This is a genomic window from Chryseobacterium sp. SIMBA_029, from assembly GCF_046535275.1.
Classification (GTDB): domain Bacteria; phylum Bacteroidota; class Bacteroidia; order Flavobacteriales; family Weeksellaceae; genus Chryseobacterium.
In genome coordinates, this window is sequence record NZ_JAWRXA010000001.1 from 148,399 (window position 1) to 169,981 (window position 21,583).

Sequence of the window (21,583 nt, forward strand, 5' to 3'; positions counted from 1 at the left end):
TAACCCACACCATATGGAGTGAGCATCAGTTACATTAATCTTTAGGGGCAAAGTGTAGAAACTGTCAGATTTCAGAACCCAGATTAAAATAGCTTAACGCTTTCTTGTTCGATAAATATTCCTACAAAAATACAAAAATTGTACCTTTTATTGCTTATATTTAGGGCAAAATTTTATAATTCATGGACAAAAAAGATTTAGAACAGTTAATTAATATTCTTAAAAATCAATCAGAAATTAACACTCAAATTAGAGGGATCTTGGAATATATGACTCCAGGAAGTAGCACACCTCAATTGACTGATTTAAAAGAGATCATGAAAGATACTCATACATCTTTATTGGATTTTGAAAAAAAGATAAAAGAATCAGAAGGATAATTTTCTTCATTCCATATTTTTTCAATTCCTGTGTTTACAGTTGAATTTTCTATCAGCCATTTTTTCAGAAAGTGTAAAACCCAATTTGCTTTCCAATATGGCTCTCCTTGAAGTTCAATTAACAATTCACTAACTAATCTTTTTATTTTTTGTTGCTTCGTTTCCATTTTGTAAATTTTAATTTTAGTAAATAAAAAAGACCTACTACTTTAATAGTTGGTCTTTATTGTTTTGTTTTAAATTTACACCTTCGGTGTAAACTGGCGTATAATTACCAAAATTAATTTATATTTGTAGCTATGGATTATAAGCAGCTAATTATTCGCGGAATATCGTACAGCCAGACCCAATCGGGGGCGTACGCCTTGTTATTGGAGCATGAAGAAACACATATAAAATTACCTGTTGTTATAGGAAATTTCGAGGCACAGTCCATTTCATTAGGACTGGAAAAAGATATTCATCCGCCGCGTCCTCTTACCCATGATTTATTCACAAAATTTATAGTTTCGGCCAATTACGAATTGGTTTCAGTGATCATCTATCAGATTGTAGATGGAGTTTTCTTTTCAAATATTAACTTCAAAAACAAAGCTAATGATGAAGAATTAATTCTTGATGCCAGAACATCAGATGCTGTCGCCATGGCAGTAAGATTTGATGCTCCCATCTTTACTACTCAGCAGGTGTTGAGCGAAGCCGGGATCCTTTTAGAATTAGAAGATGTCGCTAAAGAAGAACAATCGTTTTCTGAAACGGTGCAGTCCGAAGACACTTTAAAGTCTCTTTCAATGGAAGAACTCCAAAAACTGCTGGATGAAGCCGTAAAAGAAGAAGATTATGATACTGCTCTGGAGATTCAGGAAGAAATCAAAAGGAGAAAAAAGAAAATTGATTAAGATATTTACATTTAAACTATGAATTTAAAATTACGACTTACCATCCTTAGCTTTCTTCAGTTTGCTGTTTGGGGGGCTTATTTAACTTCCATGGGAAATTATTTAGGTTCAGTTGGATTAGGCTCTAAAATAGGCCTTTTTTATGCAATGCAGGGGATTGTCTCTATTTTTATGCCCGCATTGATGGGGATTATTGCAGACCGGTGGATACAGGCTCAGAAGCTGCTTGGGATTTGTCATTTTTTCGCAGCCGTCTTCTTGATTGCAGCAGGATATTATGGAATGTCAGCAGGAAGCGATGTGGAATTTTCTAAACTATTCCTTTTATATAGCTTAAGTGTGATGTTCTATATGCCTTCTATTGCCCTTTCAAACTCTGTGGCATATACCGTTCTTGTGAACAATAACTATGACACGATAAAGGCATTTCCTCCGATTCGTACTTTCGGTACAATCGGGTTTATTTGTGCGATGCTGTTTGTAGATTTTACAGGATTTCAGCATAGCTACTCACAATTTTTCGTGTCAGGAATTTTAGGAATCGTATTATTTATATACTCATTTACCTTACCGAAATGTCCTACTAATGAAAGTAATGAGAAGAAAAGCTTCTCTGATGCATTAGGGTTGAAAGCATTTGCCCTTTTTAAAGATAAAAAAATGGCTGTTTTCTTTATTTTTTCTATGCTGTTGGGAGTTTCATTACAGATTACCAATGGATATGCAAATCCGTTTATTACCAGTTTTAAAGATATTCCGGCTTTCAAAGATACATGGGGAGCAAATCATGCCAACGCTTTGATTTCTCTTTCTCAGGTTTCTGAAACATTATGTATTCTGTTGATTCCTTTCTTCTTAAAGAGATTCGGAATTAAAAAAGTAATGCTGATGGCGATGTTTGCCTGGGTTTTACGATTTGGACTGTTCGGATTAGGAAATCCTGGCGGCGGTGTATGGATGTTTGTCCTATCAATGATTGTATATGGAATTGCATTTGACTTCTTCAACGTGTCAGGTTCACTATTTGTAGATAAAGAAACAGATAAGAGTATCCGTTCAAGTGCTCAGGGGGTTTTCATGATGATGACCAACGGTTTTGGTGCGACAATAGGAATGCTTGCCGCTCAGGGAGTGGTGAATCATTATGTATTTTCGCAAACCGATCCTGCGTTACAGCTGGAAGGATGGCAGACCTCATGGTACATATTTGCAGGCTATGCATTAATTGTGACCGTTTTATTTGCTGTTATTTTTAAACATAAGCATGATCCTAATCAATTAAAAGAAGTAAATCATTAATTTATTTCGTTGATTATTAAAATATTAAATTGCACTTTTGAAAAAAAGTGCAATTTTTTTTATTTTCAGGCAACCTTTTACAACAGATCCCGTCTTATATATAGAAACTCATACATGAAGACTTTAGAAGAGAATTTTATGCTGGCTAAAAAACAGGACCGTAGGGCTCAGAAAGCGCTTTACGATCTGTTTTCAGCAAGGATGCTTGCCGTTGCAAACTCTTACACAAACAATATTCATGATGCAGAGGATATTCTTTTAAATGCATTTATGAAATGTTTCACAAAACTTGATGAATGCAGAGAGTGGAAAAGTTTTCCGTTTTGGCTCAGAAAAATTGTTGTCAATGATTCTATAAGCTTTGTCCGGAAAAATAAAAATATTCTCTATGTGGATATAGAAATTGCAGATGACTACTCCGAAGAAGATATTGAAGAACAGCTAGGTGAAATCAATATTGAAGAAATATTTTCCCAGATGCCGGTAGGATATAGGCTGATTTTTAATTTATATGTTTTTGAAGAGAAAAAACATCATGAGATTGCCGAAATTCTCAATATTTCGGAAGGGACCAGCAAGAGTCAGTTGAGTAAAGCGAAAAAATGGCTTGCCGAATTTTTTAAAACAAAAGAAAATGAAAAAAGAAATATTGAAACAAGTAAGATCTGATTACGAAAAGCTTGAAATAAAGCCTTCGGCTGATCTTTGGGACAGAATGGAAGCTGAATTGGACAAAGTGCCTGCTTCAGGGATTAAGAAGCCGTTCCAGAGTTGGAAATACGCGGTTGCCATATTGCTTTTGATTTCTTTTGGCGCTTTCTTTTATTTTAATTCAAATAAGACTGAGAATAAAGCCGTAATGGCAACAGCTGAAAAGTCAAATACTGTTGCAGAACCCCAACCAACCGTTGAAATCGTCAATTCAAATACCGATCAGGCTCAACATGCTGAGGTAGCCGTTCTCAAGGAAAATAAAATTGATAAAATCAAAACCGATAAAGAAGTATCTATCATTTCTGAGGACCATGTTATACCAAATGTCCAGCATTTAGCAAAAGAAAAAGTTATCATCAAAAATAATGTGATCGCTGTTCCTGCGATAAATTCCACGGTTGCTAATAGCATTGAAAAACCTGTGATTGCAGCAAAAAATAAAGCAAATTATATAAAAGCCGATGAATTGCTGCTGGGAAGAGAATTTGACAGAACCCGTGAAGAAAATAAAGGTGAACAGGGCAAATTCGGAGTGCTGGATGCTACGAAGATCAAATTCAAAAGCCCAAATTCTTTAAAAATACTTGGAGTGACCGTCTTTTCCGATCAGGAAACCAAATAATCTTTTAACCTTTTACATAAAAAAATACTGCTCTGAAAAATGAGTTGTGGGATAATATTGTCTAAAAATTAATCTAAAATATGAAAACGAAAATTGCCTTAATGACCGCTGTAATGGCTTTTTCATACAGCTTTGCACAAGAAAATAACCATATGAAATCTTATTCTCAAAAGATTGACAGCATTGTGGTTTCAGAAAAATCAAAGATGAATGAGGAACTTGATAACGTTGATAAAATGTTTCAGGAAAAGAAAATTACCTCCGAAGAAAAGCAAAGCAAGAGAGCAGAAATTGCAACGAGATACCAGCAAAACATCAACGATAAAGTAGATGCCCAGCAAAGTGAGTTGGAAAATGCCACTAAAGAAATGGTGAAAAATGCTGTATTAGGAAGACGTGACAGTGTATTATGGCGCAAAAATGAGATGCAACTGGGAACAGATGGCGTAAAAATTAAACTGGACAGAAGAAAGAAAACGGTTAAGGATTATCTGCAGTCATGGCAGCTTTCCGTAAGCTTAACAGGAGCGAATCTGACTTCAAAAGACGATCCTTTTAAATTTTACAACCAGCATTCTGATGTGAAAAATACGATTATCAATTCAACCAATACCACTCTGAGATACGAAAACCAATTGGGAGGATTCACAAGTCCGTTTTTTTACCGTATTGGACTGGGATTCCGTTCAGACAGGTTCACTCCTAAATATGATAAAGTATTCGCTCAGGAAAATCAAAGGCTTGTCGTGGATGATTTCTCAAGAGGAAATTTGAGGAGAACATACCTTAATAATTCCTACCTTATGATTCCTCTGGATCTGAGATTTGTCCTGAACCCTGAATATAAAGTGGTAGATGGAGTGAAATACCTGGACAACAGAAAAAGCCAGTTTTCTATAATTGCCGGTGTGTATGGAGGAACAAGATTGTTCAGCACCATTTATAATAGGTTTTCAAATGAAGATTCCAGAAGGATTGTAGAGCGGGAAAGAGTAAAACAAGGTTTAAATAACTTTGTCTTTGGAGGCAAGTTCGGAGTTGGATATGGTGGATTTAATATATTCATTCAAAAAGATTTTACCCCGGCGTTTACCAGTGATGCTACCCTGAAGAAGAAATATGGTTTACAAATCGGGATAGAAATAGCTAATATTGATTTTTAATTAAATAATAAAAAATGATTTTTATTGCGAAATAAATAATTTTAATATATTTTTTTTACACTAACAAATGTTTGTACGCCAATAATTTGTTTTTAAAACACACTTCTGTAAAGTGTGTTTTTTTTTGTATTTTGGCTCTTTAAGAAATATGAAAAATATTCAATTATTAGGATTGTTATTAGTGGTGGCAGGGAGCTTTCTACCCCTGGTTCATGTTCCTATTATTGGAAACTGGAATTATTGGAAACTAGACCACTATCTGGCGATTACATGCTGGATTCTTTCTGCATGTGCGGCCTTTGGACTGGTAAATGGCAGTGCCAAAGTGGTAAGAACTTTTGGTGTATTTTTGATTATTTTATTCGCTTTCACTTTAGTAGCGGTTAAAATGCAGTCATTAGAATATTTCAGCTTTTTACCGTTTAAATCCTGGAGAGAAACCTTTGCCGGAGTCGTAAAACTAAAATGGGGCTGGGCTGTTGAATTTTTAGGAGCTATTTTGATGATTTTACTGGGAAATAAAAATAAAAATAAATAAGAGATACCAATATGAAGGGTATAAAGACCATTTCCGTTGCCGCATTGTTTTTGGGCATTTTTCAGATAAATGCTCAGAAAAAAGAGACGGACACTAAGAAAAAAGAGGAAGTACAGCAAAAATCGGTAGATAACCCTCCTAAATGCAGTAATATAAAGGAAGGAACATTTCTACGTTCCAATTACCCGAAAAATCTTTGGTACATGACCGTGAAAGATAATGTTCAGACCGAATATTATAATGATGGAAAAGATTTTGTGAAATCAACAATGGTTTTTATTGACGACTGCAATTATAAATCGATCGTCCTTGAAAAAACTGAAAAGGAGAATCTGATAAAAGTAGGAGATGTTTTCAGCAATAAAATAGTGGCTACTCAGGATAATTACCTGAAAGTAGAGACTAAAATTGATAATGACCAGTACAGTTTTGTATTAATTAAAGAAAAATAAAAGTGATCAAAGAGTGAAGCCGGAAGGCTGAATTTGACTAAAAAAATAAATATCATACACATGAAAGAAGTATTCATCGTTTCTGCAGTTAGAACACCAATGGGGAGTTTTTTAGGAAGTTTATCAACTGTTCCGGCTACAAAGCTGGGATCTATTGCTGTAAAAGGAGCATTAGATAAAATCGGCTTAGATCCTAAAAACGTTCAGGAAATCTATATGGGGAACGTATTGCAGGCTGGAGAGGGACAGGCTCCTGCCCGTCAGGCTGCATTAGGAGCAGGTTTGTCTATTGAGACACCTTCTACTACAGTTAATAAAGTTTGTGCATCAGGAATGAAGGCTGTAACAATGGCTGCACAGGCTATCAAAGCAGGCGACGCGGAAGTAATCGTTGCAGGCGGGATGGAGAACATGTCTATGGTTCCTCATTACTATAACGCGAGAGTAGCGACCAAATTAGGAGATATCAAAATGTTGGACGGAATGGTGTTAGACGGTCTTACAGACGTTTACAACAAAGTTCATATGGGAGTTTGTGCAGAAAAATGTGCAGCAGACTACAGCATTACAAGAGAAGATCAGGATAATTTTGCCATTGAATCTTATAATAGATCAGCAAAAGCATGGAGCGAAGGGAAATTTAATGAAGAAATAGTACCTGTTTCAATTCCTCAAAGAAAAGGAGAGCCTGTAATTTTTGCAGAAGATGAAGAATATAAAGCTGTTAATTTTGACAGACTTCCTACACTTCCAACTGTATTCAAGAAAGAAGAAGGAACCGTTACAGCTGCCAATGCATCTACTTTAAATGATGGTGCTTCTGCTTTGATCCTTGTTTCTAAAGAAAAAATGGAAGAATTAGGTCTTAAGCCTTTAGCAAGAATCGTTTCTTATGCTGACGCAGCACAGGAGCCTGAAAACTTCACTACTGCACCAGCAAAAGCACTTCCGATTGCTCTGAAAAAGGCAGGATTACAAATTTCTGATATCGATTTCTTTGAATTCAACGAAGCATTCTCTGTTGTAGGTTTGGCTAACAATAAAATCCTGGGATTAGACGCTTCTAAAGTAAATGTAAACGGGGGTGCTGTAGCATTAGGACACCCGCTGGGAAGCTCAGGATCAAGAATCATTGTAACGCTGATCAACGTATTAAAGCAGAACAATGCGAAATATGGTGCAGCAGCAATTTGCAACGGTGGAGGTGGTGCTTCAGCCATTGTTATTGAAAATATGTAAACTATAAATTTAATTTAATATAAAAACCGCCGAATATTCAGCGGTTTTTATATTTTTGTGCTACTAATATTTATTTGAAAATGTCTGAAACTGAAATTCAACCTACTCAAAATATAAAAAATAATCCAAAGATTATGAAAGCCTGGGCGGTCTATGACTGGGCAAACTCTGTTTACTCTTTGGTAATTACTTCTGCGATATTCCCAATTTACTACACGATTCTTACTACGGCTTACAACAAGAAAGAGTATGTGCCGGAAGCAAGGGAGATTCAGGAAATTCCTGTTAGAAATATGATCAAGATTTTCGGAGAAACTTATGAACCGGAAGCGGTCTTGAGTTTTTCTTATGCCATCTCGTTCTTTTTAGTTGTATTACTGTCTCCATTCTTATCTTCTTTAGCAGATACCATTGGAAATAAAAAGTCATTTCTTCAGTTTTTCTGTTATTTGGGTGCGACTTCTTGTATGGGATTGGCCATGTTTACAGGTATGGAAAATATCTTTTTAGGACTCCTTTTCAGTATTACGGCGAGTGTTGGTTTTTGGGGAAGTTTAGTCTTTTATAATTCATTTTTACCAGATATTGCCACTCCGGATAAACAAGATGCGCTTTCTGCAAAAGGGTATATTTATGGTTATATAGGATCTGTAGTTCTATTAATTATTTGTTTGGTTTTGATTCAGGTGGTTGCGAAAGGGCCGGATCAGGCTAAAATTTATATCAGAATAAGCTTTTTATTAACAGGAGCTTGGTGGTTTGGTTTCTCACAATATACATTCAAACATTTACCGCAATTTGGAGATGTGAAGGAAAAACTTCCTAAAGATTTAGTGCTTTTAAATTATAAAAATATCTTTAAAAAGCATGAAGAGCAGGGAGGTTTTTTTGAAGTATTAAAAGATAATATCAGTTTCTATAAAGATATTGCTAAAGAGAGTTTCAGAGAATTATTCAGAGTGGGAAACAAGCTTTTTTCAGACAAAGCTTTGAAGTTTTTCTTGTCGAGTTTTTTCTTTTACAGTGTTGGGATGCAGACCATCTTTTTAATGGCAGTTCCCTTTGGAAGTACAGTGATTTTCCCGAAAGAAGCCGATAAATATAAATTGATCATTACCATCTTAGTTATTCAGATTATTGCCATTTTTGGAGCTTTCTTATTTTCAAGATTATCTAAAAAAATTGGAAATAAAAACGTGATCACTATTGCTGTGATTATCTGGATTATCTGCTGTTTGTCTGCATATTCATTAAACAAAGAAAATCCTAATCTTCAGCTTCAGTTTTATGGTTTGGCTGGTTTGATTGGTTTGGTGATGGGTGGCCTTCAGGCAATGTCTAGATCAACTTACTCAAAGCTTCTGCCGGAAAATTCTATGGAAAATACAACGTATTTCAGTTTTTATGATGTACTTGAAAAAATAGCAATCATTTGTGGAATGCTTATTTTCAGTGTATTTATTCAGAAGTTTCACAACATGCAGTATGCTTTTATTACCATGTCGGCGTTTTTTGCAGTAGGAGCTATTTTGATACGATTCTTAAAATCGAAGATAAAGTAGTAGAATGGCTTAAAATTTGTTAATATTCAGCAGAATAATAGTAACTTTGCATAAAGATTTTTAACACAAAATGACAAACCCTTTATTTTACGCTAAAATTATCCTTTTCGGAGAATATGGGATGATAGAAGATTCCCAAGGACTTGTTGTTCCCTACAGTTTTTATAAAGGAACCTTAAAATTCTCGGATCTAGGTCCTGAATTTGAGCTTAAATCAAACCAACATTTACAGAAATACTCCGATTATTTATTAGGATTGGATCTTTCTGACAATTTCAAATTAGATATTGAAAGTTTTAAAAATGATATTTCAAAAGGACTTTTCTTTGATTCCAATATTCCTCAGGGATATGGGGTGGGAAGTTCAGGAGCTTTAGTAGCTGCTATTTTTGAAAAATATTCTATCAATAAACTTGATCCTGAAAATATTTCAAAAGAAAATTTAAAGAAATTAAAAGCCGTTTTTGGAGAAATGGAAAGCTATTTCCATGGAAAAAGCTCAGGAATGGATCCTTTAATTTGCTATATGAACCTGCCTATACTTATCGAAAATAAAGAAAACCTCGACAGGGTTTCTATTCCCGATGGAGAAAAAGGCAAAGGAGCTATCTTCCTTATTGATTCCGGAATGTCCGGAGAAACTGGACCGATGATTCAGATTTTCTTTGAAAAAATGAAGACTGAAGGGTTTAGAAAAACACTTAAAGAAGAGTTTATCCGCTATAATAATGCGTGTATAGAATCTTTCCTTAAAAAAGACATGACCCCTTTCTTTAGAAATTTAAAGAAGCTTTCTCATTGGGCATACGAACATTTCCGTCCGATGATCCCGGAAAGTATTTTTAATATCTGGAAAAAAGGGCTGGATTCCAATGCTTACTATTTAAAACTCTGCGGAAGCGGTGGTGGAGGTTATATTTTAGGATTTACCAAAGACTATGAAAAAGCTGAAAAAATGCTTGAAGGCTTCCAAAAAGAAGTGATTTACAGATTTTAATTGCGTTGGAATGAATTCTGAAAAAGAAACTTTCCAACAGAAAAATTATATATCCAAATCTCTATATTACAGATTTTCACAATTCGTGGGATTTCTTCTGGGAGCAAGGGTTTCTGTGGCTTTGCTGCTGACTTTTGCACTCTATGTTTCCACTTTTTTCCTGTTTAATCAGGATGAAACGTTCAGAAAATTCGTCTTTGATTTTAAAGTTCATGGCATTATTTTCTGTACTGTACTCACAATTCTTGCCGGAGGAATCATCAATCAGTTCTATGATCTGGAAAAAGATCATATTGTTAAGCCTTTCAGAACAAGAATTCAAAGTTTTATCAAGCAAAAGTACTTTTTGTACGCTTACCTGGCTTTAAGTGTTATTTCTTTGGGGGTAGCCTGGATGATTTCCCATAGAGTATTTGCCTTTTTTGTGGTTTACCAGTTCTTTATGTGGCTGTACAGCCATAAATTAAGCCGTATCCTGATCGTTAATAATCTAACCTTTGTAAGTTTAACCTTATATCCGTTCTTTGGAATGATGGTATATTATGAAAGATTTTCCAAAAAGGTGTTTTTAATGGCTATTTTCCTTTTCCTTATTCTTTTATGCATTGATATTGTAAAAGATACCCTTACCAAAAGTGTGGATAAGGCCTTTGGATACACTACGATTCCCAATTATTTTAAAAGCAAAACAACTAATAGCATCATTATTTCTTTACTGGTTATTACGATGGCTGTTTCTATGAAGCTGATTCTTCGAACAGGTATTTCAGGTTTTATGGCCTATTATTTCGCCAGCGGTTTGCTGATGATGATCTTTTGCATCTATCTTCTTTTAAATTCTTCGTGGAAAAGCAAATTTCTGACCCTCAACATCTTGCGTTTTTGGGTTTTTGTAGGAATTATTGCAATGCTTTTAAATGGCCTGGAAGGTAAATTGTAGAGAAATTTCTTTAAAAAAGCTTAGGTTATTATTACATTTGCAGAACTAAATTTAATAAAAAGGAATGCCCATTTTTAACGATACTAAAATTGCATTTGCAGACAAGTCAGATGCACAATTGAAAAAGGCGTACTGGATGTTCAAAATGATCGAACAGCCCGCTCTTACCAGTCTTGGAACTTCTATCCTTAATTTTACGGTACATAATGACTTCCCTTTCGTTACCGGAATTGTAAAAAGCACTTTGTTTGCGCAATTCTGTGGTGGTGAAACGCGTGAAGAAAGTATGAAAGTTGTAAAACAGCTCTTTAAAAGAGGAGTAGGAAGTATTTTCGATTATTCCATAGAAGGAAAGGAGGATGAAGCCACTTTTGATGCAGTCTGCAATGAAATTAAAGATATCATAAGGTTTTCTATTGGAAATCCGGCGATTCCGTTTATTGTATTTAAGCCTACAGCATTTGGAAGAATCGACCTATATGAAGCCGTTGGAAAAAAGGCAGAACTAACGACAAGTCAAAAAGAAGAGTGGGAAAGAGTCGTAAAAAGATTTGATGAAGTATGCAGATTGTGCCATGAAAATGATAAAAAAGTAATGGTGGATGCTGAAGAAACATGGATGCAGGACGCTGCAGATCATCTTTGTGAAGAAATGATGGAGAAATATAACCGGGAAAAACCTATCGTTTGGAACACGATCCAAATGTACAGAACAGGAAGACTGGAATATATGGAAGCCAACCTTCAGAGAGCCAGAGAAAAGAATTATTTCATAGGATATAAGATCGTTCGTGGTGCTTATATGGAGAAAGAAAGAGCGAGGGCAGCAGAAAAAGGATATCCGGATCCTATCCAGCCTAATAAGGACGCTTCGGACAAAAACTATAATGCAGGAATTGACTTTGTGATGAACCATTTAGATAAAGTTTCAGCCTTTTTTGGAACCCACAATGAGATTTCTTCAGAACTGATTATGGACAAAATGAAGGCAAAATCATTGGAAAATGATAATCCACATATCTATTTTGGTCAGCTTTATGGGATGAGTGATAATATCAGCTTCTATTTATCTGATAAAGGCTATAACGTGGCTAAATACCTTCCATACGGCCCTGTGAAAGACGTTGTGCCTTATCTTACCAGAAGAGCTCAGGAAAACACTTCGGTAGCAGGACAAACAGGAAGAGAGCTTGGATTGATTAAAAAAGAGCTTGAAAGAAGAAAAAAGAAATAGTTTTCAGCCTTACCATATACAACGCTTCACTTGATTAGTGAGGCGTTTTTTATTACCTATTTCCAAAAATTGAGGACGTTAATCAAGCTTTAATTAACATAAAATTGCAGCTTAATTTTCATAATATCTTAATTAAAAAAAGATAAGATTTCAATCAAAATTACGGTGAATATTTCATCAAATCCTTAGGTAAATTCAGGTAAGAAAATCAGTATTATTTTTGAATTCTTAGCAATAATTTCCCGCTTAATTACTTCTTAAAAGTGAGCAATATTTCTATTTTTCTGTATTATTTTTTTCAGTAAATAGACATTAAAATTGCAGGTTATAAAGTAGAATTATCGTCGTAATTAGCCCTCAAATATTGTAGAATTTCAATCAGATTATTCAGTTTTTGTTCTTTAAAAATATAAGATTTAAATCAAAATTTGTAGTAATCTTTTACTTAAATCAGACTTGAATCTGTATTGTTTTTTTTGTGATATTGCTATGCTTGTCAATGTTCAAAACCTTCATTGAATAGACCGAAATAATTGTTTTTTGTACTTCAAAGCGAAATACTATTATTAACCTCAAATTGTAGTGAAATTTTTAAGGAATTTTCAGTGTAAAACTTCACTAAAATTATAAAATAATATAGAAAATTTGACGGAAATTTCAGCTATATATTTGAACCGACAACCTCTTAAAAAGTAGATTTAAGTATTGAAAAAATGGCTTGAAATAGTTATTTTCCAAGTTTATTTTTTGATAGTTTTGATTTAAAATTTAAAGAAATAGAAGCGATTATTAGTTCTAAAATAGAGTAAAATTCTTAGGATATTTTCTGCTGTTTCTTGTTTCGAAATATAAAATAGTTGTGAAAATTAACTGATAATTTCGGTTCAATAGTAAAGCTTAAACCTCTGGAAAATATAAAATAATTTAGAGATGGAATAGATTTTAAAATCCCGATGTTAGATAAATTGATCCATAAATCATGAAAAGCAAATTTGGTTATGAAGTATAATTTATGATTTTTATCCACTATTTTTTTATCCATTCATTGTTTAAGGCTCAAAACTTTCAAATTTTCCGTTTTCATAGAATAATACGATACGTTTTATCTTATGAATCTGATTACCAATAGCTTCACTTATGATTTGATCATTGGATTTCTCTAATCGCTGAGAATCGGATATTTTTTCCTGAGTAAGACTTTGATGTGGAATAAATGATTCTCCAGCGGTCTGTTTTGGGGTGTCAATTTCCGTTTCTTCGGCACCAAAATCATCATCCGTATTCATCATCGTAAATAAATCGGGGAGGGAAGTTGGCTTGCTCTTTTCTTCTTCGTCTGCTGGAATTTCATTCACTTCCGGAAGATCCTGCTTCAGCATTTCGCCTTCGCCGGTAACCAGCCAATCCCATAAAATTTCAGGAAAGCTGGATTTTATTTTTATGATAAACTCTAAAGAAGGCTTGTTCCTTCCCGAAGTAATATGAGAAATGGAAGAACGCTGCACATCAATTTCATCTGCAAATTCTGAAGGAGTGAGCTTAGAATACTCTATTACTTTTGAAATCCTTTCGTTTAAACTCATAAAAATGATTTTTATTTGTGTTACAAATGTAAAAAATAATGTTTACAAATGCAAACCATAAATGTAAATAAGAATCATTTTACTGAATATACATATGTAAATCCATATAATATATTAATAAACAGATGTATGTGTCATATTTATTAATATACATCAATTTTTACTATACAAATTATCCACAATGCTCATCATGTAAATTATGACTTAAAGTATTGGATGAGATAAATGAAATAATGAATATTTTAGAGAAGTATATTGCTGATAAAATGCCTGTTAGAAGTTGTTTACATCATTATATTGGCTTAAATTTAACAAATAGAGTAGTAGATGCCCTTTTTTACGGTATATCCAATAGAATATGCATTTGTAAACTGTAATTTCTTTCCTTAAACGTCTATATAGACCTGTTTTATAAAGAATAGAATGACAAATACCATCTATTATACTATTATTTTTTTTGACCAGTTATGTTATCTTTTAGAAGGCTTCAAAAAAGAGAATTCTATGGCAGATTTTGAAGTAATTAACAATTTACATTTGTGTAAATGCGTAAATCAAATAGTTTTGCACAGTCAATTCTGTTTAATGAAATTACACCCATTTGTTGATAAACAGGGATTTACATACTTAAAGTATATTTAATACACTTATTGAGGTAAAAGTTGTAAAACACTCACTTTTAGTAAATTAACAATATTGTATTGAATTATTAGCAATCCACAAAGTTATCAACAGACAAAATGACTATTTACATTGTTTAAACTAATTACAAATGTTAATTTTATTTTTTGCTCAAAAATGGTTAAATTTGACTCTTGTAAATTATTGCACAATGAATTTTGAACAGTTATACACTGCACACCCTAACTTTCCAAACCGATATATTTCTCCTGAAAAATTATTTTCCTACCTACAGGCTAATCTGGCGGATCAGATTCAGGAAATCGGGACATCCTATTTAGATAAACCCATTTATAAGCTAAGCATAGGAACAGGTTCCATTCATATTCTTGCATGGTCCCAAATGCACGGGAACGAATCCAACGCAACACATGCAATGTTAGATTTATTGGTAAGCCTGGATAAGGATCCTGAAATGAAGGATGAATTATTCAGTAAGATTCAACTGGACTTTATTTTTATGCTCAATCCTGACGGCTCGGAAAAATGGACAAGGGTGAATGCTGCAGATATTGATCTGAACAGAGACTTTCATAATGAGTCCAGCAAAGAGATTAAATTCCTTAAATCAGCAGTAGGTTCCAAGAAATATGATTACGCTCTTAATTTACATGAGCAGAGAACTATTTTCACAACAGACGGAATTCATCCCGCTACTCTTTCTTTTCTTGCACCGTCGGAAAATGTAGAACGTACCATTACAGATAACCGTAAAAAATGTATGGCGGTAATCGGTGCTGTTTACAACCATTTGAAAGAAATGATCCCTAATCAGATCGGAAGATATTCGGATGAATTTTACCCGAACTCAACCGGCGACAATTTTATTAAAGCGGGTATGCCAACCATCTTATTTGAAGGCGGACATTTCATAGATGATTATACCAGGAAAGGAACAAGAAAATATTATACGGTTGCCTTGTATTATGCGCTACAATCAATCGCAGAATTGAACTCCGATATTACAGGTTGGGAGACTTATCTTGAGATTCCGGAAAATAAGGAAACGCACTATGATATTATTTACCGGAATGTAAAACTAAACACGGATCATGAATGTATTTTGGATGTTGCCGTTCAATACCGGGAAATGATAGAAGAAGGAAAAGACGAAATATCATTTGTACCTTTTGTGATGGAAGTAGGTGATGTGAAAAAAAGAAAAGGCTGGCTGGAAATAGACTGCACCGGAAAGAAATTTATTTCTCCCACAAAATATCCGAAACTGGATGCTGTGGTAGAATTTACGATAGAAGATTAATTAAAAAAAGCGGAACATTTTGTTCCGCTTTTTTTGTATAAAATATGGTCATTTCGGGAGCACAGAAATCTTAAGAAACTGCTTACCTTGACCCAATGACAATTTGTATTAATTAACTACTTTAATTCCGTTGGCTACGAATCTGATTTCTTCTTTAGGTTTTGTAATGGCGTCGATTTCAGATTGAGGTTTTTTAGCATCTTCGGCATAGTGCTTTTGTTCGTCTATAGAAGTTACTTTTCTTTCAGCGCTTCCATCTAGTACTACAGTTTTACCTTTTAGGGCAGTAGGTACGAAAAATGCGTAATCTTTCATTTTCACGAAAAGCTGAGAATCGTCTTCAGTCTGTATCGTCAACCAGCATCCTTTTTTGTCACAAACATCAATAACTTTTCCTTTGATCGCTACATTCTCAACTTTCTTGTTGTCTTTTTTAAGTTTCTTGCTTAATTTTTCAACAGAGATTGCTTTACTTTCAACGGTAGAAGCTACTCCGGCTCCATAAGCATCTCCTACCAAAGCATTTCCTGCCGGTGGTCCAAACTTTTTCTGTGATGTCTCCTGTGCAAAAGCTAAAGTGGAAACACTTACCGCTGCTGCAAATAATATAGCCTTGAATTTCATTTTTAATATTTTTTTCAAAAGTACTAATAAAAATTGAATCATAAATCGTTAAAAACTTGATAAAAAACAGGTGTATTGCTAAATTTTAAACAATAATCGAAACCGAATGCATATTTGTTTATATTTGACGCCTATACGTTACTATGCAAAAAAAATTAAAACTTTGGGACGCCATCATGCTCGTAATGGGCTCCATGATAGGAAGCGGAATCTTTATCGTAAGTGCCGATATGATGCGAAACCTGGGTTCAGGATTCTGGCTGATCATCGTTTGGGTAATTACAGGGATTATGACGGTTGCTGCTGCGATCAGTTATGGAGAACTCTCCGCTCTTTTTCCTAAAGCTGGAGGACAATATACCTATCTTAAGGAGATCTTCGGCAGAAAGATGGGATTCTTGTACGGATGGGGATTATTTACCGTTATACAGACCGGAACGATTGCCGCAGTTGCGATGGCTTTCGGAAAATTTACAGCCTATCTTTTTCCGGCACTTAATGACGCGGCTCCCCTTTTCCAAAGTGGAGAATTTAAAATTACATGGATACAGATTTTAGCCATTGCTATTATTCTTCTGCTAACCTACATCAACACGAGAGGAGTACAAAGCGGAAAAATTTTACAAAATGTATTTACAGGGTCAAAAATCATTGCCTTGCTGGGATTAATAGCGGCAGGATTTATTTTGGTGGAAAGTTCTCATCTGGCTGAAAATTTCAGTTTGGGTTTTGATTCATTTAATAATCTTAAAAAAGATATCAGCGGCAATTTTCTAAAAGAGGGCTGGGAGCCGATTGGCGGCATGACTTTAATGGGAGGAATTGCTGCGGCGATGGTAGGTTCTGTTTTCAGTTCCGTGGCCTGGGAAAGTGTGACTTTTGTTTCCGGAGAAATAGACAACCCCAAGAAAAATGTCGTAAAGGCTATGATCTACGGAACCTCTGCGGTAATGATTTTGTATATCGCAGTGAATTATATTTATCTTAATGCACTCGACAGAGATTCTATTGCCTTTGCCACGAATGACAGGGTAGCAGTAGCAGCATCACAGCAAATTTTCGGAAGCGCCGGAACCATCATTATTGCTTTACTGGTAATGGTTTCTACATTTGGATGCAATAATGGATTGATCCTAGCTGGTGCAAGGGTTTTTCAGACCATGGCAAAAGACGGAATGTTTTTTAAAGCAGCTGTGAATAATAACAAAAATGAAGTACCCGGAAATGCCTTATGGATGCAGGGAGTCTGGGCCTCTCTTTTATGTTTGAGCGGACAGTATGGAAACCTTTTAGACATGATCTCTTTCGTAATTGTTTTATTTTATATGATCACCGTTTTTGGAGTGATCTATTTAAGGGTAAAACAACCTGATCTTGAAAGGCCTTACAAAACGTGGCTTTATCCTATAACTCCGATCATTTACTTAGTGATAGGTTCGGTATTCTGTATTTTGCTTTTAATCTATAAGCAGCAGTATACATGGCCGGGATTCGTGATGGTTTTACTTGGGCTTCCAGTGTATTATTTTATCAACCGAAATCAGAAGAATACTAAGCAATCATAAAATAGACTAATAAAAAAACCTTCTATTGGGTCGATGTATTTTTACGATATTTTCACTTTTTACATAAAAAATTATGCAAGGCTTCCGGATTTATTTGGAAGCCTTGTTGTTTAAGCAATATTTTTAAATTCTTATACCATGTATATTCGTGAAAATGATTAATTTGGTATTTCGTTTCAAGTAAACTAACACCACGAAGTAAAAAATAAAGAAGTTGATTTATGGACACACCAAATTACAGAATGCCTTTTGTTCCATCAACGTTAATGACCGAAGGCGGGAGTATTGATACCTGCGATATGGGAGAAAGTATTGCCCACAACATTATGCTGCTGATAACCACCAAAAAAGGCGAAAACAGATATGACGAAAATTACGGAAACGATGTTTGGAGTCTGGAATTCGATAATGGAGTTACAAGCGCCGTCTGGGAAAGCGTTTTCATTAAAAGCCTTAAAAGACAGATCCAGGAATATGAACCCCGGATTGTACAGGCGCAGATTGATGCCTACATACAGTTTGTAGAGCATAGTTACGATACCAAAGAGCACACCGAGATCAAAAAGAAGGTAAGAATTGCAATTAATGCCAAAATGGAAGAAACAGGAGACCGTTTCAGCTTTTCTACCGAATTGTTCTTAAGCCCGATGTCGATCGATTAATGTTTTAATTGTAACCAAAATTTATGAATTTAGATCAGAATATATATTCCAAAGAGTCCGTAAAAGCAAGAATGCTTCAGAATGCCACCAAAGTTTGGGGATTGAAAAGTCCACAGTCTTTGGATCCTTTCGTAAAATTACTGATTGATGCATTCAGTACTGAAGTTTTTAAAGCCAATAACGAAATCCAGACGGTCAATGCTCGGATTTTAGAAAAACTGGCAAAATTGCTTACGCCATCAATTTACACTTATCCCGTACCCGCTCATGCCGTAGCGTTTACGCAGCCTTATGAATCCTCCGAGGTACTTTTAGAGCACACCGAATTTTTTTTCCGGAAACAGATGACCTCTACGGTAAAATCGGAATCCGATAAACAGGTAAACATTCCTTTTACACCGATCGGAAATATACGAATCAATAAAGCCCAGACTTCTGTGATGTTTGTGGGAAATACATGCTACAGTATCGATGAAAGGCTGAATAAAATTCCTATTTCAAGATTTCAGGGACAGCCTGCAGATTACAGAAAAGTTACGATTGGAATTGATGTCAGTAAATATACCAATGAAAATTTCCCTAAATATTTAAGTATATTTTGTTCAAATCCTGCGTTTGAGCATTTAGACTTTGTATATAAACTGCTGCCTTACATTACGGTGTCCAGTAATGAAAATCCATTATTTGTAAGAGAAGGATTGTCTTACGTTAAAAACAATCAGGCGGAAGGCTATGAACAGATGTTCCGCGAGCAGTCTATACAAAATAAGGTCATTGAAGATATTAAAAGCATTTACCACCATAAATTTATCGAGATCACAGGAATTTCAAACAGTTTGTTTTCTGAACCCGGAAAGCTTCCGAAAAATCTTGATTTTCTTGAACAGAAAGAAGAGATCACAAAATACCTTGACGGCAAAAAATTCTTATGGCTTACTTTCGAATTTCCGCCACAGTTTTCTGCCGAAATACTGGATAACTTTTCATTTGTTCTTAATGCATTTCCGATGTATAACAGAGGCTGGAAAAAAACAGAATACAGCTTAGATATCATGGGGAATAATATTCCTTTGGTGACGGACGAAGGAGAACATTTTTTGTATGTGGATGAGGTTCAGGACGGCGAAGGAAGAAAGTATACAGAAATTCCTTTCACTCCATCGGATGATCTGAAGAAAGGTTTATATACAGTAAGAAAAGGAGGCATGGAACGTTTCACCAACAGGAATGCGGTGGATATGATCGCCAATGTTCTGGAGCTGACAAGAGATGAAATTGCTGCATTTTCTCTGTTAAACAGGGATAATGTGAAAGGCATCCTCAGCGAAATGTCGGACAAGATGAAGTCGATGGTACAAAAAGTAAATAATGCTAAAAGAACCATCAAGCAGGAACTGAATTACGTCATCATGGAACCTGTAGAAAAAACAGACCACACTTATGCTTCATTCTGGATCACACATTGCACGTTAGCCAATCATATGCGTCCGGGAACGGAACTTTCCAACCAGCTGAAATCACAAACTGTTATTCTCCTTACCGAAACCATTGGCGGTGCCGAAGAGCAGAAAGGAACAGACAGTATTCAGGCTTACAAATATGCATTAACTACGAGAGATAAGATCATTTCCCTGGAAGATGTGAAAAACTATTGCAGAATGGTGCTGAAAGATGAATTGAAAGAAGTAAGAGTAAGAAGAGGAACGATGATCAGCAATAAACCCAAAGAAGGTTTTGTAAGAACTGTTGAGGTGGAGATCATCCCACAGAATTATTCTTTCTACGGAAGAGTATATTGGGAAAATATGTCTAACATTCTTCGAAACCAGATTATTTTAAAAGCAATCGACGGAATAGAATATATTGTAAAGGTCAGCAATGAAGATGTTGATTTTTAAATAAGAAATAAAATAAAAGTAGGTAACAATATATAATTTTACATCTGCTTATTTCTGCTGTCATTCAGAATGTAACGAAGTGAAATGAAGAATCTGATCTATCAAAAAAGATTCCTCCTTCGTCGGAATGACAATAGAGGTAAAAAGGTATATAACCACCTAAAAATATTCCGAAAGACTTTGAGAATAAGTTCAACGTTTTTCGGAATATTAAAATAAAGGAGAAACTCTCCTTACATAAGCTGGTCCATAAGGATTACTTCTCTTTTTTCCAGTAAAGGAATAATCTGTTCTGCTACAAAGCTTGTATAATGCTCCGAATGACGGTGCGCCTCTACAGCATCAGCATCCGAATAGCCTTCAAATAATATCAGATTATTTTTGTCCGATTGGTTTTGATGTACTTTGTAAAATAAATTCCCTTCTTCCTGTAAGGTTTTACCGGCAACATGCTGCAACAATTCCAACACAGTATCTACATGACCATCCTTTACATGCCATTGTGCGTATACATAAACGGGTTTTTGAATCATCTTTTTTTTATTTAAAATTAATAAATATCAGATATAATTAAGCTTTTTTAGCTTCTAAAACAACAATCATTTTCTCACCAACCTCCTTGGCAGAAGCCGGATTTTGACCGGTTACAATATTTCCGTCGGCAATACTGTGTGCAGACCATGGCTCCGCAGCATGAAAAACAGCTCCCTGGCTGGAAAGTGCCATCTGAAGATCAAAAGGAACATCAGCTCTTGCATATTGATCTTCTTCCTCTGTCGTAAATGAAGTGATCTGTTTACCTTCCACTAAATAAGTCCCATCACTCAACACGACATTAAGAAATGACACAGGACCATGACATACGGCTCCTACAACACCATCGTTTTCGTACACCTGGGCAATAACTTTCTTTAGAAGTGGTGCTTCAGGCATATCTACCATTGGTGCTAAACCTCCCGGAATGAAAACTGCATCGTACTCATCTGCGTTGATATCAGAAAGCAAAGATGCTTTTTGCATACCTTCCCATCCGGGGCCTGTTAAAAATTGTAAGTTATCCGGATCATCGGCTAAATTCAGTGCATCCAGATAGGGAACTTCACCGGTTAAGCTTGCAAAATCTATCTGATATTTTGCTTTCTGAAATTCAGCATAGGGATGGGCTACCTCAGGAAGGAAAGTTCCGGTTCTTCTGTTGTTAGGTCCTATTGAATGGGCATTGGAAACAATAATTAATACTCGTGGTTTCATGACTTAAATTTTTATGAAT

The 21,583-nt window shown here is 35.1% G+C and carries 21 protein-coding genes; 17 read left to right on the forward strand and 4 right to left on the reverse strand.

Annotation, left to right across the window (positions count from 1 at the left end):
* Window positions 1–182: 182 nt before the first annotated feature.
* From SB679_RS00695 to SB679_RS00755, 13 genes are all read left to right on the forward strand, one after another.
* Entirely contained in the window at window positions 183–380 is a 198-nt protein-coding gene (locus SB679_RS00695) for a hypothetical protein (RefSeq protein ID WP_410700323.1), read from the forward strand.
* Window positions 381–679: 299 nt separating this feature from the next.
* Window positions 680–1,279 (forward strand): bifunctional nuclease family protein, encoded by a 600-nt coding sequence (locus tag SB679_RS00700; protein WP_034711405.1) that lies wholly within the window; start codon window positions 680–682, stop codon window positions 1,277–1,279.
* Window positions 1,280–1,297: 18 nt separating this feature from the next.
* Window positions 1,298–2,578, forward strand: coding sequence for an MFS transporter (locus SB679_RS00705; protein WP_410700324.1), 1,281 nt, complete (start codon window positions 1,298–1,300; stop codon window positions 2,576–2,578).
* Between the two features lie 114 nt (window positions 2,579–2,692).
* Window positions 2,693–3,247, forward strand: coding sequence for an RNA polymerase sigma factor (locus SB679_RS00710; RefSeq protein ID WP_410700325.1), 555 nt, complete (start codon window positions 2,693–2,695; stop codon window positions 3,245–3,247).
* Window positions 3,213–3,914 carry a hypothetical protein gene (locus SB679_RS00715; RefSeq protein WP_410700326.1) on the forward strand — a complete coding sequence of 234 codons (702 nt, stop codon included), beginning with the start codon at window positions 3,213–3,215 and terminating at the stop codon, window positions 3,912–3,914. The genes SB679_RS00710 and SB679_RS00715 overlap by 35 nt, the downstream gene beginning before the upstream one ends.
* A gap of 80 nt (window positions 3,915–3,994) precedes the next feature.
* Complete coding sequence (locus SB679_RS00720) at window positions 3,995–5,077, forward strand: hypothetical protein (RefSeq protein WP_410700327.1); 1,083 nt, start codon at window positions 3,995–3,997, stop codon at window positions 5,075–5,077.
* Window positions 5,078–5,225: 148 nt separating this feature from the next.
* Window positions 5,226–5,615 (forward strand): hypothetical protein, encoded by a 390-nt coding sequence (locus tag SB679_RS00725; protein WP_410700328.1) that lies wholly within the window; start codon window positions 5,226–5,228, stop codon window positions 5,613–5,615.
* An 11-nt stretch (window positions 5,616–5,626) separates the two neighbouring features.
* Window positions 5,627–6,067, forward strand: a complete 441-nt coding sequence (locus SB679_RS00730; RefSeq protein WP_410700329.1) for a hypothetical protein — start codon at window positions 5,627–5,629, stop codon at window positions 6,065–6,067.
* Window positions 6,068–6,127: 60 nt separating this feature from the next.
* Window positions 6,128–7,306 carry an acetyl-CoA C-acyltransferase gene (locus SB679_RS00735; RefSeq protein WP_410700330.1) on the forward strand — a complete coding sequence of 393 codons (1,179 nt, stop codon included), beginning with the start codon at window positions 6,128–6,130 and terminating at the stop codon, window positions 7,304–7,306.
* Window positions 7,307–7,386: 80 nt separating this feature from the next.
* Window positions 7,387–8,868 (forward strand): MFS transporter, encoded by a 1,482-nt coding sequence (locus tag SB679_RS00740; RefSeq protein ID WP_410700331.1) that lies wholly within the window; start codon window positions 7,387–7,389, stop codon window positions 8,866–8,868.
* A gap of 70 nt (window positions 8,869–8,938) precedes the next feature.
* Window positions 8,939–9,865 carry a mevalonate kinase gene (locus SB679_RS00745; protein WP_410700332.1) on the forward strand — a complete coding sequence of 309 codons (927 nt, stop codon included), beginning with the start codon at window positions 8,939–8,941 and terminating at the stop codon, window positions 9,863–9,865.
* Window positions 9,866–9,875: 10 nt separating this feature from the next.
* On the forward strand, window positions 9,876–10,805 hold the full coding sequence (locus tag SB679_RS00750) for a UbiA family prenyltransferase (protein WP_410700333.1): 930 nt from the start codon (window positions 9,876–9,878) through the stop codon (window positions 10,803–10,805).
* Window positions 10,806–10,869: 64 nt separating this feature from the next.
* Window positions 10,870–12,039 carry a proline dehydrogenase family protein gene (locus SB679_RS00755; protein WP_410700334.1) on the forward strand — a complete coding sequence of 390 codons (1,170 nt, stop codon included), beginning with the start codon at window positions 10,870–10,872 and terminating at the stop codon, window positions 12,037–12,039.
* Window positions 12,040–13,088: 1,049 nt separating this feature from the next.
* Here the strand turns inward: SB679_RS00755 and SB679_RS00760 are convergent.
* Window positions 13,089–13,622: a helix-turn-helix transcriptional regulator gene (locus tag SB679_RS00760; RefSeq protein WP_410700335.1), complete on the reverse strand. Its 534-nt coding sequence runs from the start codon at window positions 13,620–13,622 to the stop codon at window positions 13,089–13,091.
* 832 nt (window positions 13,623–14,454) lie between these two features.
* On the opposite strand from SB679_RS00760, the gene SB679_RS00765 reads away from it, so the two are divergent.
* Window positions 14,455–15,564, forward strand: coding sequence for a M14 family zinc carboxypeptidase (locus SB679_RS00765; RefSeq protein WP_410700336.1), 1,110 nt, complete (start codon window positions 14,455–14,457; stop codon window positions 15,562–15,564).
* A gap of 108 nt (window positions 15,565–15,672) precedes the next feature.
* On the opposite strand, the gene SB679_RS00770 is transcribed toward SB679_RS00765, so the two are convergent.
* The gene (locus SB679_RS00770) at window positions 15,673–16,188 is read right to left on the reverse strand and encodes a DUF4920 domain-containing protein (RefSeq protein WP_410700337.1); all 516 of its coding nucleotides are present in this window, start codon (window positions 16,186–16,188) and stop codon (window positions 15,673–15,675) included.
* A 143-nt stretch (window positions 16,189–16,331) separates the two neighbouring features.
* On the opposite strand from SB679_RS00770, the gene SB679_RS00775 reads away from it, so the two are divergent.
* From SB679_RS00775 to SB679_RS00785, 3 genes are all read left to right on the forward strand, one after another.
* Window positions 16,332–17,753: an APC family permease gene (locus tag SB679_RS00775; RefSeq protein ID WP_410700338.1), complete on the forward strand. Its 1,422-nt coding sequence runs from the start codon at window positions 16,332–16,334 to the stop codon at window positions 17,751–17,753.
* 221 nt (window positions 17,754–17,974) lie between these two features.
* The gene (locus SB679_RS00780; RefSeq protein WP_410700339.1) at window positions 17,975–18,415 is read left to right on the forward strand and encodes a GPW/gp25 family protein; all 441 of its coding nucleotides are present in this window, start codon (window positions 17,975–17,977) and stop codon (window positions 18,413–18,415) included.
* Between the two features lie 23 nt (window positions 18,416–18,438).
* Window positions 18,439–20,313, forward strand: coding sequence for a type VI secretion system baseplate subunit TssF (locus tag SB679_RS00785; protein WP_410700340.1), 1,875 nt, complete (start codon window positions 18,439–18,441; stop codon window positions 20,311–20,313).
* Between the two features lie 233 nt (window positions 20,314–20,546).
* Here SB679_RS00785 and SB679_RS00790 read toward each other — a convergent pair whose 3' ends face one another.
* Window positions 20,547–20,846, reverse strand: a complete 300-nt coding sequence (locus SB679_RS00790; RefSeq protein WP_410700341.1) for a putative quinol monooxygenase — start codon at window positions 20,844–20,846, stop codon at window positions 20,547–20,549.
* Window positions 20,847–20,883: 37 nt separating this feature from the next.
* The gene (locus SB679_RS00795; RefSeq protein WP_410700342.1) at window positions 20,884–21,564 is read right to left on the reverse strand and encodes a type 1 glutamine amidotransferase domain-containing protein; all 681 of its coding nucleotides are present in this window, start codon (window positions 21,562–21,564) and stop codon (window positions 20,884–20,886) included.
* Window positions 21,565–21,583: the final 19 nt, after the last annotated feature.